Annotated in this window: 13 protein-coding genes; 8 read left to right on the forward strand and 5 right to left on the reverse strand. The window is 68.6% G+C overall.

Annotated elements, in window-relative coordinates; all coding sequences use genetic code 11:
- The first annotated feature begins 55 nt into the window (after positions 1 to 55).
- From AB0E69_RS28825 to AB0E69_RS28855, 7 genes are read left to right on the forward strand one after another with little or no spacing between them, the layout of a single operon-like run.
- Positions 56 to 1465 (forward strand): cytochrome ubiquinol oxidase subunit I, encoded by a 1410-nt coding sequence (locus AB0E69_RS28825; protein WP_360152781.1) that lies wholly within the window; start codon positions 56 to 58, stop codon positions 1463 to 1465.
- An 11-nt stretch (positions 1466 to 1476) separates the two neighbouring features.
- A complete protein-coding gene (cydB, locus tag AB0E69_RS28830) occupies positions 1477 to 2463 on the forward strand; it encodes a cytochrome d ubiquinol oxidase subunit II (RefSeq protein ID WP_360152784.1) in 987 nt (328 codons plus the stop codon).
- A complete protein-coding gene (cydD, locus tag AB0E69_RS28835; protein WP_360152787.1) occupies positions 2460 to 4085 on the forward strand; it encodes a thiol reductant ABC exporter subunit CydD in 1626 nt (541 codons plus the stop codon). The genes cydB and cydD overlap by 4 nt, the downstream gene beginning before the upstream one ends.
- Positions 4082 to 5659 carry a thiol reductant ABC exporter subunit CydC gene (gene cydC, locus AB0E69_RS28840; RefSeq protein ID WP_360152790.1) on the forward strand — a complete coding sequence of 526 codons (1578 nt, stop codon included), beginning with the start codon at positions 4082 to 4084 and terminating at the stop codon, positions 5657 to 5659. The genes cydD and cydC overlap by 4 nt, the downstream gene beginning before the upstream one ends.
- A 43-nt stretch (positions 5660 to 5702) precedes the next feature.
- Positions 5703 to 6890 carry a signal recognition particle-docking protein FtsY gene (ftsY, locus tag AB0E69_RS28845; protein ID WP_360152793.1) on the forward strand — a complete coding sequence of 396 codons (1188 nt, stop codon included), beginning with the start codon at positions 5703 to 5705 and terminating at the stop codon, positions 6888 to 6890.
- A gap of 57 nt (positions 6891 to 6947) precedes the next feature.
- A complete protein-coding gene (locus AB0E69_RS28850; RefSeq protein WP_360152796.1) occupies positions 6948 to 7355 on the forward strand; it encodes a YciI family protein in 408 nt (135 codons plus the stop codon).
- On the forward strand, positions 7339 to 8541 hold the full coding sequence (locus tag AB0E69_RS28855; protein ID WP_360153113.1) for a sigma-70 family RNA polymerase sigma factor: 1203 nt from the start codon (positions 7339 to 7341) through the stop codon (positions 8539 to 8541). The genes AB0E69_RS28850 and AB0E69_RS28855 overlap by 17 nt, the downstream gene beginning before the upstream one ends.
- On the opposite strand, the gene AB0E69_RS28860 is transcribed toward AB0E69_RS28855, so the two are convergent.
- The 5 genes from AB0E69_RS28860 to AB0E69_RS28880 all read right to left on the reverse strand — a co-directional run bounded on the left by AB0E69_RS28860 (position 8531) and on the right by AB0E69_RS28880 (position 12430).
- On the reverse strand, positions 8531 to 9169 hold the full coding sequence (locus tag AB0E69_RS28860; RefSeq protein WP_360152799.1) for a DivIVA domain-containing protein: 639 nt from the start codon (positions 9167 to 9169) through the stop codon (positions 8531 to 8533). The genes AB0E69_RS28855 and AB0E69_RS28860 overlap by 11 nt on opposite strands.
- Complete coding sequence (locus AB0E69_RS28865; protein ID WP_360152802.1) at positions 9166 to 10305, reverse strand: globin domain-containing protein; 1140 nt, start codon at positions 10303 to 10305, stop codon at positions 9166 to 9168. The genes AB0E69_RS28860 and AB0E69_RS28865 overlap by 4 nt, the downstream gene beginning before the upstream one ends.
- 7 nt (positions 10306 to 10312) lie before the next feature.
- Positions 10313 to 10702, reverse strand: a complete 390-nt coding sequence (locus AB0E69_RS28870) for a group 1 truncated hemoglobin (protein WP_360152805.1) — start codon at positions 10700 to 10702, stop codon at positions 10313 to 10315.
- A gap of 185 nt (positions 10703 to 10887) precedes the next feature.
- Positions 10888 to 11841 carry an asparaginase gene (locus tag AB0E69_RS28875; protein ID WP_360152808.1) on the reverse strand — a complete coding sequence of 318 codons (954 nt, stop codon included), beginning with the start codon at positions 11839 to 11841 and terminating at the stop codon, positions 10888 to 10890.
- A 13-nt stretch (positions 11842 to 11854) separates the two neighbouring features.
- The gene (locus AB0E69_RS28880) at positions 11855 to 12430 is read right to left on the reverse strand and encodes a helix-turn-helix transcriptional regulator (RefSeq protein WP_360152811.1); all 576 of its coding nucleotides are present in this window, start codon (positions 12428 to 12430) and stop codon (positions 11855 to 11857) included.
- A 76-nt stretch (positions 12431 to 12506) separates the two neighbouring features.
- Here AB0E69_RS28880 and AB0E69_RS28885 point away from each other — a divergent pair, with 76 nt between their 5' ends.
- Entirely contained in the window at positions 12507 to 13454 is a 948-nt protein-coding gene (locus AB0E69_RS28885; protein WP_360152814.1) for an NAD(P)/FAD-dependent oxidoreductase, read from the forward strand.
- Positions 13455 to 13468 lie beyond the last annotated feature (14 nt).

Raw genomic sequence — 13468 nt, forward strand, 5'->3', positions numbered from 1 at the left:
AGATGTGCGCTACCATCTACTACGTAACGTCGTAGATGGCTCGGGAGGCCTGCAGATGGACACCCTGGACCTGGCCCGCTGGCAGTTCGCGATCACCACCGTGTACCACTTCTTCTTCGTGCCGGTGACGATCTCGCTGGTCGCGATCACGGCCGGCCTGCAGACCGCGTGGTACCGGACCGGCAAGGCGAAGTACCTGCGGCTGACGAAGTTCTACGGGAAGCTGTTCCTGATCAACATCGCGATGGGTGTGGTCACCGGGCTGGTGCAGGAGTTCCAGTTCGGGATGAACTGGAGCGACTACTCGCGGTTCGTCGGGGACGTGTTCGGCGCCCCGCTGGCGCTGGAAGGGCTGCTCGCGTTCTTCCTCGAGTCGACGTTCATCGGGTTGTGGATCTTCGGCTGGGACCGGCTGCCGCGGCTGGTCCACCTCGGCTGCATCTGGATGGTGGTGCTGGGCACGCAGTTGTCGGCGTACTTCATCCTCGCGGCCAACTCGTGGATGCAGAACCCGGTCGGCTTCCGGTTCAACGCCGAGCGTGGCCGGGCCGAGCTGACCGATCTGGGGGCTGTGCTGACCAACAAGGTTGTACTGGTCACCTATCCGCACACGATCTTCGCCGCGTTCATGGTCGGTGGCGCGTTCGTGGCCGGGGTGGCGCTCTGGCATCTGGTCCGGCGTCCTGGCGTGGACAAGGACGTGTTCCGGTCGGCGCTGAAGATCGGCGCCTCGATCGTGCTCGTCGCCAGCGCGGGCGTCGCGATCAGCGGTGACCTGCAGGGCAAGGTGATGACCGAGGTGCAGCCGATGAAGATGGCCGCGGCCGAGGCGCTCTACGAGACCGAGAAGCCGGCGTCGTTCTCGGTCTTCACGGTCGGCACGCTGGACGGGTCGAAGGAGATCTACTCGATCAAGGTCCCGTACCTGCTGTCCTTCCTGGCCACCGGGCACTTCGGCGGCGAGGTCAAGGGGATCAACTCGTTGCAGGACGCGTACGAGCAGCTCTACGGGCCGGGCTCGTACAAGCCGAACATCCCGTTGACCTACTGGACGTTCCGGCTGATGATCGGCGTCGGGATGGCGTCGGCGGCGGTCGCGCTGTGGCTCCTTTGGGTGACGCGGCGGGGACGCGCGCCGGCTCGGTGGTTGGTGTGGCTGGCCGCTCCGCTGCCGTTGCTACCGCTGGTCGCGAACACCTTCGGCTGGATCTTCACCGAGACCGGGCGGCAACCCTGGCTGGTGTTCGGGTTGTTGCCGACGGCATCGGGTGTGTCGCCGGGGACGACCGGCGGTGAGGTGATCACGTCGCTGGTCGGGTTCACCTTGCTGTACGGCGTGCTCGCGGTGGTGGAGACCAAGTTGCTGCTGCGGACTGTCCGCGGCGGACTGGCCGGCACCGACGATCCCGAGCCTGCCGACGACAAGCCCGACCAGCCCGACAAGCCGCTGTCATTCGCGTACTGAGGGGGCGTGAGATGGAACTGACGACTGTGTGGTTCGTCGCGATCGCGACGCTGTGGACCGGGTACTTCGTGCTCGAGGGGTTCGACTTCGGGGTCGGGATGCTGTTCCGCGTGCTCGGCCGGAACGAGCCGGAGCGCCGCGCCGCGATCACTACGATCGGGCCGGTCTGGGACGGCAACGAGGTATGGCTGATCATGGCCGGCGCGGCGACGTTCGCGGCGTTCCCGGAGTGGTACGCGACGCTGTTCAGCGGGTTCTACCTGCCCCTGTTCGCGATCCTGGTGGCGCTGATCCTGCGTGGCGTGGCGCTGGAGTACCGGGGGAAGCGCTCCGAGCCTGAGTGGCGAAACCGGATGGAGTGGCTGATCGCGGGTGGTTCGCTGGTGCCGGCGCTGCTCTGGGGCGTTGCCTTCGGCAACATTGTGCGCGGGGTGCCGCTGGATGCCTCGCACGAGTACGTCGGCGGGCTCGGCGATCTGCTCAATCCGTTCGCGCTGCTCGGCGGGGTCACCTTCGTCGCGGTCTTCGTCACGCACGGTGCGATCTTCCTGGCCCTGCGGACGACCGACTCGTTGCGGCACCGGGCTCGGCGGATGGCCACTCGGGTCGGAGTCGTCGCGGCGGTGCTGGCGATCGCCTTCCTGTGGTGGGCACAGGCGCTGCGCGGCGACACGGTCTCGGTCGTGCTGACGGTTGCTGCGGTGATCGCCTTCGCGGGTGGTCTGGTGGCCAACCTGTTGCGCCGGGAAGGCTGGGCATTCATCGGTACGGCGTTGGCGATCGGATTGACGGTGGTGTCGTTGTTCGTCGCACTGTTCCCGGACGTGATGCCCTCAACACTTGATCCCCAATCAACATTGACAGCAGTTGACGCGGCATCAACGCCGTACACGTTGAAGGTCTTGACGATCATCACCGCGATCTTCTTGCCGCTGGTGCTGCTGTACCAGGGGTGGACGTACTGGGTGTTCCGCAAGCGTGTCATGGTCGCCGCATGAAGCCGCTCGACCCGCGACTGCTGCGGCGGGCTCGTGGTGCACGGGTCTTCCTGGCGGCTTCGGTGCTGATCGGGGTGGCGAGCGGGGTGCTGATCGTCGTACAGGCCGTGCTGCTGGCGCACGGCATCGCCGGTGTCGTACTGCGGGGCAGTGGGGTTGCTGCGATGGCTTGGGGGCTGGCCGCAGTGGTTGTGGGGCGGGCGTTGCTGCTGTGGGCACAGGAGGTCGTCGCGCAGCGCTCTGCGGCCGCGGTGAAGTCGACCCTGCGACGACAGGTACTGGAGCACTCGCTCAAGCTGGGGCCCGCCTGGCTGAGTGGTGAACGCAGCAGCGCGCTCACGACGCTGCTGACCAAGGGGCTGGACGACCTGGACCCGTACTTCGCTCGGTACCTGCCGCAGCTCGTGCTGGCGTCTACTGTGCCGGCCGGTGTTATCGGGTGGATGGCAACGGGTGACCTGATCGCGGCCGGGACTGTGGTGGTGACGCTGCCGCTCATCCCGATCTTCATGGCGCTGATCGGGTGGGCGACAGCCGCGCGCAGCCGGCGCCGTCAACACGCGCTGGCTGTGCTGGCGCATCACTTTGCGGATGTTGTCGGTGGGCTGACCACGCTGAAGCTGTTCGGGCGGGCGAAGGCGCAGGAGGCGGCCGTACGCCGGGTGACGGATGAGCACCGGGTGGCCTCGATGGCGAGCCTGCGGTTGGCCTTCCTGTCGTCGTTTGCCTTGGAGCTGCTGGCGAGCATCTCGGTGGCGCTGGTGGCCGTCGGGGTCGGGCTGCGGTTGGTCGACGGGCGACTCGGGCTGGAGACGGCGTTGATGGTGCTGATCCTGGCGCCGGAGGCTTACCTGCCGCTGCGACAGGTCGGTATGCAGTTCCACGCCAGCGCCGACGGGGTGGCTGCCAGCGAGGAGGTCTTCCGGGTCTTGGAGACGCCGCTGCCCGACCGCGGCGAGCGCATCGACGTACCTGACCTGGCCGTGACTCCGCTCCACCTGTACGACGTCGCGGTCCGCTACCCGGGGCGCACCGAGCCGGCTCTGGACGGCTTCGACCTGGACCTGCACCCGGGCGAGGTCGTGGCTCTCACCGGGCCTAGTGGTACTGGGAAGTCAACCGTTCTCGCTGTCCTGCTCGGGTTCGTGCAGCCGGAGCGGGGGATTGTTGTTGCGGGGGGAAGCGCGGTGGACGAGTTCGATCCAGCTGTCTGGCGCAGGCAGTTTGCCTGGGTCCCACAACGTCCTGGTCTCCGGCTGGGCACGGTTGCCGACAACATCCGCCTGGCGCGCCCGACCGCCTCAGACGACGACATCCGGCTAGCCCTGATCGCAGCCGGTGCCGCGGATCTCGAGCTGGACAAGCAGGTCGGCGAGCAGGGCGAGCTGCTCTCCGGTGGTCAGCAACGACGAGTGGCCCTGGCGCGCGCCCTGATCACCGACGCGCCAGTCCTCCTCCTGGACGAGCCCACCGCCGGCCTGGACCCAGAAACCGAAGCAACCGCAATAGTAGGCCTTCGCGCCACCGGCCGAACGGTCCTGATGGTCGCCCACCGCCCCGCTCTGATCGCAGCCGCCGACCGCACAGTCACCCTAGGCGCCCGAGAGCTGGTGCCCGCATGAGGCGCCTAGGGCTCGCACTGCTGCTGGGAGTGGCGGCTGCTGGGGCGGCGGTTGCGTTGCTTGCTACTTCGGCCTGGTTGATTACCGCGGCGTCCGGGCAGCCGCCCGTGTTGCTGTTGATGGTGCCGATCGTGGCAGTGCGGGCGTTCGGGGTCGGGCGAGGGGTGTTCCGGTATGTGGAGCGGTTGGTGGCGCACGACGCGGCTTACCGGGTGTTGGGGGAGACGCGGGCGCGCGTGACCGGGCGGCTGGAGAAGCTGGCGCCGCTGAGGAGCCGCCGGAAAGGGGATCTGCTGGCGCGGCTCGTGCTCGATGTCGATGCGGTGCTCGACCTCTGGTTGCGTGTGGTGCTGCCGGTCGGAGTAGCCGTCGTGACGGCGGCAGCGACCGTCGGACTGATGGCATTGCTGCTACCGAGAGCCGGCGCCGCGATCGCCATCGCAGTGCTGATCGCATGCACCGTCGTGCCCTGGCTGACAGCCAAGACCGCCCGCAGCGCCGAGCAGCGCATCGCCGGTGCTCGCGGTGACGTCGCGGCGGTTACCACCGAGACCCTCCTCACCGCAGCCGACATCGTCGCGTTCAATGCGGTCGACTCCGTGCTGGACGACTTCAGCAAGTACGACGCCCGGCTGGCCGCCGCCGAACGCCGCTCCGCCTGGAGCACAGGCCTCGGCAGCGCCCTACTCGTGCTCTGCGTCGGCGCCGCCAGCATCGCGGGCCTGACCCTCGGCAGTACCGCCAACATCTCCGGCGCAGTCTTCGCAGTACTCGTCCTCACCCCACTAGCCCTGGCCGACGTCCTAGGAGGCATCCCAGCCGCCGCTCAGCTCGCTATCCGCGTCCGAGCCTCGCTCGCGCGAGTCCAAGAGCTCGTAGACACCAAAGAGCCAGTCACCGAGCCGGCCGACTCGCACCCGCTCCCCACCGGACGCGACCTGACGGTCAGGCTCCTGAGAGTCGGGTACGACGACCACGACGACGTACTGCGCGACCTCAGCGTCGACCTGCCCGCGGGCAGCCGGGTCGTCGTCACCGGACCGAGCGGATCCGGTAAGAGCACGCTCGCCGCCGTACTCCTCCGCTTCCTCGAACCGAGAGGCGGAGAGGTACTGCTCGACGGCGTCGACCTGTCCACGCTCGAAAGCGATCAGGTCCGCTCCATCGTCGGCCTGCTCACCCAGGAAAGCCACGTCTTCGACACGAGCATCCGCGAGAACCTCCTCCTCGCCCAGCCGGGTGCCAGCGACCTGCAGCTCTGGAACGCTCTCTACCGCGCCCGCCTGGGCCACTTCGTCGAGAAGCTCCCCGGCGGCCTCGACACCATGGTCGGCGAGCACGGCGCACGTCTGTCCGGCGGAGAGCGCCAGCGACTCGCCTTCGCCCGCCTGCTCCTCGCGGACCGCGACATACTGGTTCTGGACGAGCCGACCGAGCACCTGGACGAGGAGACCGGCCGAGCCCTGCTGGCGGACCTGTTCGCGGCAGCCGGGCACCGGACTGTGGTGCTGCTCACCCACCGGCCCGAGCTCGTCCCACCTCACGTACCGCGACGGCTGGTTTCCCTGACGTGACAAATGCGGGCGGCGGGCCGGGTGTCTGTCAAGATGGGGAATCGTGACCCCACAGCTGACCGCACTGCTCGTCCCGCTGATCGGTGACCAGGCCCTGATCGCGATCGTTGTCGCGATCGCGGTCGTCCTGGTCGTCGGTACCACTGGCCTGATCGTCGCCCGCCGGCGCCGGACCGAGCTGCCCCCGGCCAAGCCGGCGAAGCCCGTGGAGGCCGCCGAGCCCAAGGTCGGCGAGGACGCCGAAGAGCCACGTGACACCGCGACGCGGACGCTCGAGGACACCGAGCTGCCCGGTGCGACGATCGAAAAGCCGGAGAGCGCTCAGGGCCGACTGGTCCGGCTGCGTGCCCGCCTGGCCCGCTCGCAGGGTTCGCTCGGCAAGGGCCTGCTCGCGCTGCTGTCCCGCGACAAGCTGGACGAGGAGGCGTGGGAGGACATCGAGACCACGCTGATCACCGCGGACGTCGGCGTCGCACCGACCCAGGAGCTGGTCGAGAAGCTGCGGACCCGGATGCGCGTCGAGGGCGTCGGCGGCGACCAGGCCCGCGAGATCCTCCGCGAGGAGCTGATCGCACTGGTCAACCCGGACATGGACCGCACGCTGCAGGTCACCCGCAAGGAGACCCAACCCGCTGTGGTCCTCGTCGTCGGGGTGAACGGCACCGGCAAGACGACGACCGTGGGCAAGCTGGCCCGCGTGCTGGTCGCCGAGGACAAGCATGTCGTCCTGGGTGCCGCTGACACCTTCCGTGCGGCCGCTGCCGACCAGCTGCAGACCTGGGGCGAGCGGGTCGGCGTACGGACCGTTCGTGGGCCCGAGGGCGGTGACCCGGCCAGTGTCGCGTTCGACTCGGTCAAGCAGGGTATCGAGGAGGAGGCGGACGTCGTACTGGTCGACACCGCAGGGCGCCTGCACACCAAGACCGGTCTGATGGACGAGCTCGGCAAGGTCAAGCGGGTGATCGAGAAGACGGCCGAGGTGGACGAGGTGCTGCTCGTCATCGACGCCACCACCGGCCAGAACGGGCTGACCCAGGCGCGGGTGTTCGCCGAGGTCATCGACGTGACCGGCCTGGTCCTGACCAAGCTGGACGGTACGGCGAAGGGCGGCATCGTGATCGCGGTGCAGCGGGAGCTCGGCGTACCGGTCAAGCTGGTCGGCCTCGGTGAGGGCGCGGACGACCTGGCCCCGTTCGACGCCGAGCAGTTCGTCGACGCCCTGCTCGACTGATGTAGAGAACGGCCCGACGGCTCCGTCCCCTGGGTAAGTCCGACGAGGAGGAACGACATGACCAAGTTCATGCTGCTGATGTCCATGGACGGCGGCAACACCGACATCCCGATGCTGGAGTGGGACGAGGCCGACTTCAAAGCCCACATGCAGCACTTGACCGAAGGCATGGACCGGATCCGGGAGAGCGGCGAGCTCGTCGAGATGAACGCGCTGACCTGGCCCAAGCACGCCAAGGTGGTGCGCGCCACCGGCGTGAACGCCCCGGTGCTCACCGACGGTCCGTTCGCCGAGTCCAAGGAGGTTCTGGCCGGCTACACGATCGTCGACGTCGAGTCGGAGGAGCGGGCGCTGGAGATCGCCGCGTGGCAGTCGTGCGCCCCTGGGCCTGGTGGTGTTCCGCTGGAGCAGCCGATCGAGGTCCGGCGGATCATGGAAGGCGACACCGATCTCCACGACTTCTGAGAACGGCCTCGAGGACCTGCTGCGCGAGCTGACACCGCAGGTCCTGGGTGCGGTCGTGCGCTGGTCCGGTGACTTCGCCGCGGCCGAGGACGCCGTACAGGAGGCGTTGCTGGCCGCGGCGACCACCTGGCCGCGGGACGGGGTGCCGGACAAGCCGAAGGCGTGGCTGATCCAGACCGCGTCCCGCCGGCTGATCGACGAGGTCCGGCAGGCGCAGGCGCGGCGTCGCCGCGAGGAGAAGGCCGCGCTGCGAGACCTGCCACCGGAGGACGTCGAGGAGCGCGACGACACCCTGCAGCTGCTGTTCCTGTGCTGTCACCCGGGTCTGACCCCGGCGTCGGCCATCGCGCTCACCCTGCGCGCCGTCGGCGGTCTGACGACGGCGGAGATCGCCGCGGCGTACCTGGTGCCTGAGGCAACGATGGCGCAGCGGATCAGTCGTGCCAAGCAGAAGGTGAAAGGCGCATCGTTCGAGCTGGACGCGAGCCAGGAGCGGCTGCGCAACGTGCTGCACGTGCTCTACCTGATGTTCAACGAGGGCTACACGAGCACCAGCGGCCCAGAGCTGCAGCGCAGCGACCTGTCCAGTGAGGCGATCCGGCTGACGCGCGCAGTGCACGCACAGCTCCCCGAGGACGGTCAGGTGACCGGTCTGCTCGCACTGATGCTGCTCACCGACGCCCGTCGTACCGCACGGACCGGCAGTGGGGGAGAGCTGGTCCCCCTGGCCGAGCAGGACCGCACGCAGTGGAACCAGGAGTACATCGTCGAAGGCGTAGCGCTGGCCGTCGAGTCCTTCGGTACGCCGCCGCTCGGTGAGTACCAGATCCAGGCCGCGATCGCTGCGCTGCACGACGAGGTGGACCGAGCCGAGGACACCGACTGGCCACAGATCCTCGCGCTGTACGGCCTGCTGGAGGAGCTGTCCGGCAACCCGATGGTCAAGCTCAACCGGGCCATCGCAGCGGCCATGGTGGACGGTCCCGACGCCGGGCTGAAGCTGCTCGCACCGCTGGACGAGGAGCTGGCCGGCCACTACCGCCTGGACGCCACCCGCGGCCACCTGTACGCGATGCGCGGCGATCGTGAGACCGCCGCGCACCACTTCCGTGCAGCCGCCCGTGCAACGACCAGCCTGCCCGAGCGCGACTACCTGACAGCAAAAGCAGACGCGCTCAGTTGCTAGGCCGCCGGTGCACTCCCGTCTCCAGTACGGCGTTGTCGGCCGCGGCGGAGAGGTCTGTCCACCACAGAACCTCCTCGTCGGGCTCGGTAGCCGGTTGAGCCGGCGCCTGCGGCAGGTTGCCGAGGCGTTCGACCTGTTCGGCCAACGCGTCCAGGACGGACCGCAGCTGCACGTGCGCGACCCGCGTGTAGGTCCGGACGTACTCCAGATCCGCGCTCGGGGCATCGGTCGCGGGGATCTGCTTGACGGCCGTCTCCAGCGAGTCGTGCGCCCGCTTCAGCGCGTCCCGCTGCTGTGACCGCGCTGTCTCGATCAGCTCCTTCGCGTACTGCTCCGCCTCACCCACCAGGTTGTCCGCGATCTGCTGCGCCTGGCTGAGCAGTCCGACCGCGTGCGCGGTGATGTGCGCCCGCTGCTCCGCGTCCGTCGTACTCTCGCGCAGCCGCTCGAGCTCGGCCCGCAACGCGGCCCGGTCCGCATCGGCGTACTCCACCTGCTCGGAGAGGTCGTTCAGGTACTCCGTCACCTCGGTCTGGTCGAAACCCTTCCGGCGGGTGGTGAAGCTCTGGTTCCGGATCGCGTGCGGCGACTGCGCCGCCCTCCGGGTGAACGGGTCTTGGCGCGTCACTGCGGACTCCCTGCCGAGGTCTTGATCCCCAAGGATTCGGTGTGGATGTCGGTCTCCGGTACGCCGGCCGCGGTCAGCTCGGCCACGGTGTGCCGGACCATGCCGGGCGACCCGCACACCAGCGCGGTACGGCCGGGCCACTGCGCCTGCGCGGCAGCGACCGCACCGACCTGACCACGATGACCGGGGTACGACGTGTCGTCGGACACCACGGGTGTGTAGCTGAACCACGGCCGCTGGGTCAGGTTGTTCAGCTGCTTGTGCTCGTACAGGTTCCACGGCATCCGGGCACCGTGAAACAGGTGGACCCGCGGCACCTCGTTCGCCGAGCTCCGCCGGTCGAGCTGCTCGAGCATCGCCCGGAACGGAGCCAGCCCGGTACCGCCGGCGATCATCACCAGGTCCCGGCCGGACGTGTCCGGCAGCTTTAGCGAGTCACCGACCGGCGCGCCGATCCGGACCGGGTCACCACGCTTCAGCGACCGTACGGCCGGGCCACTGACCTGGCCGCCCGGCACGAGCCCGATGTGCAGCTCGAACGACCCGTCCGGACGTGGTGCGTTCGCAGGGCTGTAGTACCGCCAGCGCCGCGGCCGGTACGGGATCTCCATCGCCACCGACTGACCGGGCCGGTAGTCCAGCGGCCGCTCCGGGTGGATCTGTACGACGGTGACGTCCATGGTGCGCCGGTCGACACCCAGCACTTCGCCGGACCACCAAGCGGGCGTCTCCTCGGCCGACTCCTCGGCCGCCTGGACCATGACGGTCGCGACCAGGCCGTAAGCCTCGGCCCAGTCCGCGGCCAGCTCACTGGTCCAGGCAGCACCGAGGAAGTGCTGCAGGGTGGCGAGCAGCGAGGCACCGACCGCCGAGTAGTGGTCGGTGACCGCACCGAAGCGTCGGTGGTCGCGACCGAGCTGCTGCAGGAGTGGCACCACTTGGTCGAGCTGCGTGGCGTTGCTGACCACCGCACCGAGTGCGGCGACCAGCTTGTCGCGCTGTGCGGCCATCGAGACCGGGAACATCTCCCGGACCTCGGGGTGCGACAGGAACAGGTGTGAGTAGAAGAACAGCGGCACCTCGTCGCCCGCCTTGGCGACGAGGGCCCAGCTGTTCTTCAGGGCAACCGGGTCCATCCCCGGGTCAGTTGGCGGAGACGATGTCGTCCTGGGTCGCGCCCAGCGCCTTCACCACCCGCCCGATGATGTCATCGGGCACCTCGTGCGCCTCCAGCGCGCCGACCAGGTGGACGACCACCTTGCCGAAGTCGCCCCCGGTGATACCACGGCCCTTGTGCGCGTCGGCGAGCTCAGGGCCCTCGTACGTGACCGGACCGCCCATCACCTGCGAGACGAGCTGTACCTGGTGCCGCTTGAGCCGCGCCAGGTCAGTCCCCTCGAAGAATCCCGACAACTGCGGGTCGGCGAGGACCCGGGTGTAGAAGAGATCCACCACCGAAGCGATCGCGGGCCCACCTCCCACCGCTTGGTAGTCACTGTCCCCCGACGTGCCGGCCTGCGTCTGCTCGACCACGGCGCAACCATCTCCCAACCCTCGTGAACGGTCCCCGAGCGGTGACGATCCGAGCACCCTCCGGGGTCACGGTCAAGGTCGAGACCCCGAATTCCCGTAATTCGTCCGATTGTCGTGACGCCCGGTTTGACCCTTTCGACCAGGGGTAAAACAAGTGCTCGGAAGAACGTTGCCGGAAGCAATAATCAAACGTATTGTTCAAACGCCAGCGCGATGTCCTCATTCGTTGCCAAGAGCAACCGAAGCAGGATCCGCGCCTTGTACGGGTCGAGGAACCCGGCGTCGACCAGCCCGCGCCCCAACAGATCGGTTTCCGATCCCGGCGACCGGTACGTGGTGCGGACGATCGAGCCGGCCCCGGTCCGCGAGGTCAGCACGACCGGTATCCGGTCAGCGAGCTCTCCGAGCACCGGCGCCAAGGCCGACGGCACGTGCCCGACGCCGAAGCCGGCCACGACCAGACCCTGATGCGTGTCAGCCACCCCCCGCAGCAGTACGCCGTCGTCGTCCATCGTGACGGTGTAGAGCGCGACTCGGGTGGCGTCGAGCGCGGCCGGCTCGGCGCTGCCCTGGACGCCGTCCAGCCGGAGCGGGCGGGTGAGGATACGGACCTGGTCCTCGACCACATGACCGATCGGACCGGTGTTCGGCGACTGGAAGGTCGCCGTACTCGTGCTGTGCGTCTTGCGCACCCAGCGCGCTGCGTGGATCTCCTCCTTGAAGACGACCAGCGCACCGAGGTCGCGGGCGGCGGGGGAGCTGGCAACGCGCAGTGCCGCCAGGAGGTTCGCTGGTCCGTCAGGGCCTGCCAGCGTCGGGTTGCGCATCGCGCCGGTGAACACCAGCGGCTGCGGGTGCGGCCAGACCAGGTCGGCGAGGAAGGTGCTCTCTTCGAGCGTGTCAGTGCCCTGGGTGACCACCGCGCCGGCCGCGCCGGCGGTGACTGCCTTGGAGGCCGCGTCGACGACCTCCAGCAGCTTTGCCGCCGTCAGGTCGCCGCTGGGGATCTTCTCGACGTCCTGGATCTCGACCGCGAGCTCCGACACCCCTGGGATCGCGGTGGTGAGGTCCTCACCGGTCAATCGGTGGCTCCCGGCCATCGAGATGGTCCCACCCAAGGTGAACAACGCGACGCTCACTGCCTGCCTCCTGTTATCGGGTCCGTGCCCGGACGTGCATTCGCTCGCCCTGAGGGCCGTAAAGACATAGCACCTCGGTTGGTCCAGGCCCTGGGTTGGAGAACCAGTGCGGCACCCGGCAGTCGAACTCCGCCACCTCGCCTTCCTTCACGACGAAGTCCTGGTCGCCCAGCTTGAGCCGCACGCGTCCGGACAGCACGTAGAGCCAGTCGTAGCCCTCATGGGTCTTCTGTACGACGTCACCGCCCGGGTAGCCCTCCGGAAGGATCTGCTTGAACGCCTGCAGCCCGCCGGGGCGCCGGCTCAACGGGATGTGAATCGTCCCGTGGTGCTTGATCGGCTTGGCGTAGATCCGCGGGTCGCCGGTCGGTGGAGCATCCACGAGCTCGTCCAGCTGCACCTGGTGTGCACGAGCGAGCGGTAGCAGCAGCTCCAGGGTCGGCCGGCGCTGCCCGGACTCCAGCCGGGACAGGGTGCTGACCGAGATGCCAGTGGCCTCGGACAGCTGGGCCAGGGTCGTGCCGCGCTCGACCCGGAGCTCGCGGAGCCGGGGGCCGACGGCCTCGAGTACGTCGTCGAGAGAGTCCATGTTGCCATTCTGGCAAACAAAGTTGTCGAAAACGAGAATCAGCACGGATCCTCGCAGGAGACGAGAGGAGTTCGGAATGACGAAGTACGACGTGATCGTGATCGGTGGCGGGGCTGCCGGGCTGAGTGGGGCGCTGGCGTTGGTCCGCTCGCGCCGGTCGGTGCTCGTGGTGGACGACGGCACGCCCCGGAACGCGCCGGCCGACGGCGTGCACAACTTCCTGACCCGGGACGGCGTACCGCCCGGCGAGATCTATGCGCTCGGCCGCCAGGAGGTGGCCGGGTACGGCGGTGAGTTCGTGAATGGCACCGTCACCACGGCGGGCCGCGACGACAACGGCTTCACAGTCGGCCTGGCGGACGGTACGACGTACCGCGGCCGGCGGCTGCTGGTGACGACTGGGCTCACCGACGTGCTGCCCGACGTACCAGGGCTGGCTGAGCGTTGGGGCAAGGACGTCGTCCACTGCCCGTACTGCCACGGCTGGGAGATCAAGGACCAGGCGATCGGGGTGCTGGCGACCGGTGCGATGGCTGTGCATCAGGCGCAGCTCTTCCGGCAGCTGAGCGACGACGTGACCCTGTTCCTACACACTGCGCCGGACCTGACCGACGAGCAGTGGGAAGAGCTGGCTGCCCGGGGAATCGCCGTAGTACAAGGCAAGGTCGAGCAGCTCGAGGTGACCGGCGACCGGATCACCGGTGTCCGGCTGGAGGGTGGCAAGGTCGTGCCGCGGCAGGCGATCGCGGTCCAGACCACAGTGCGGGCTCGTGCCGGCTTCCTGGCCGACCTGGGCCTGGAGGCGACGGTCGTGGAGGCGAACGGCGTCGAGGTCGGTACGGCGGTCACCGTCGATGGCATGGGCGCGACGGCGGTCCCTGGGGTGTTCGCGGCGGGCAACGTCAGCAGCCCGATGGCCCAGGTGATGCCGTCCGCCGCGGCCGGTCTGATGGCCGGGGCAGGTCTCAACTTCGACCTGATCGGCGAAGAGACCAGATTGGCTGTGGCCGCCCGCAGTAGTTGAGGAGTTGAATAGGG

Origin of the sequence: Kribbella sp. NPDC026611 (assembly GCF_040638345.1) — a bacterium.
GTDB lineage: Bacteria > Actinomycetota > Actinomycetes > Propionibacteriales > Kribbellaceae > Kribbella.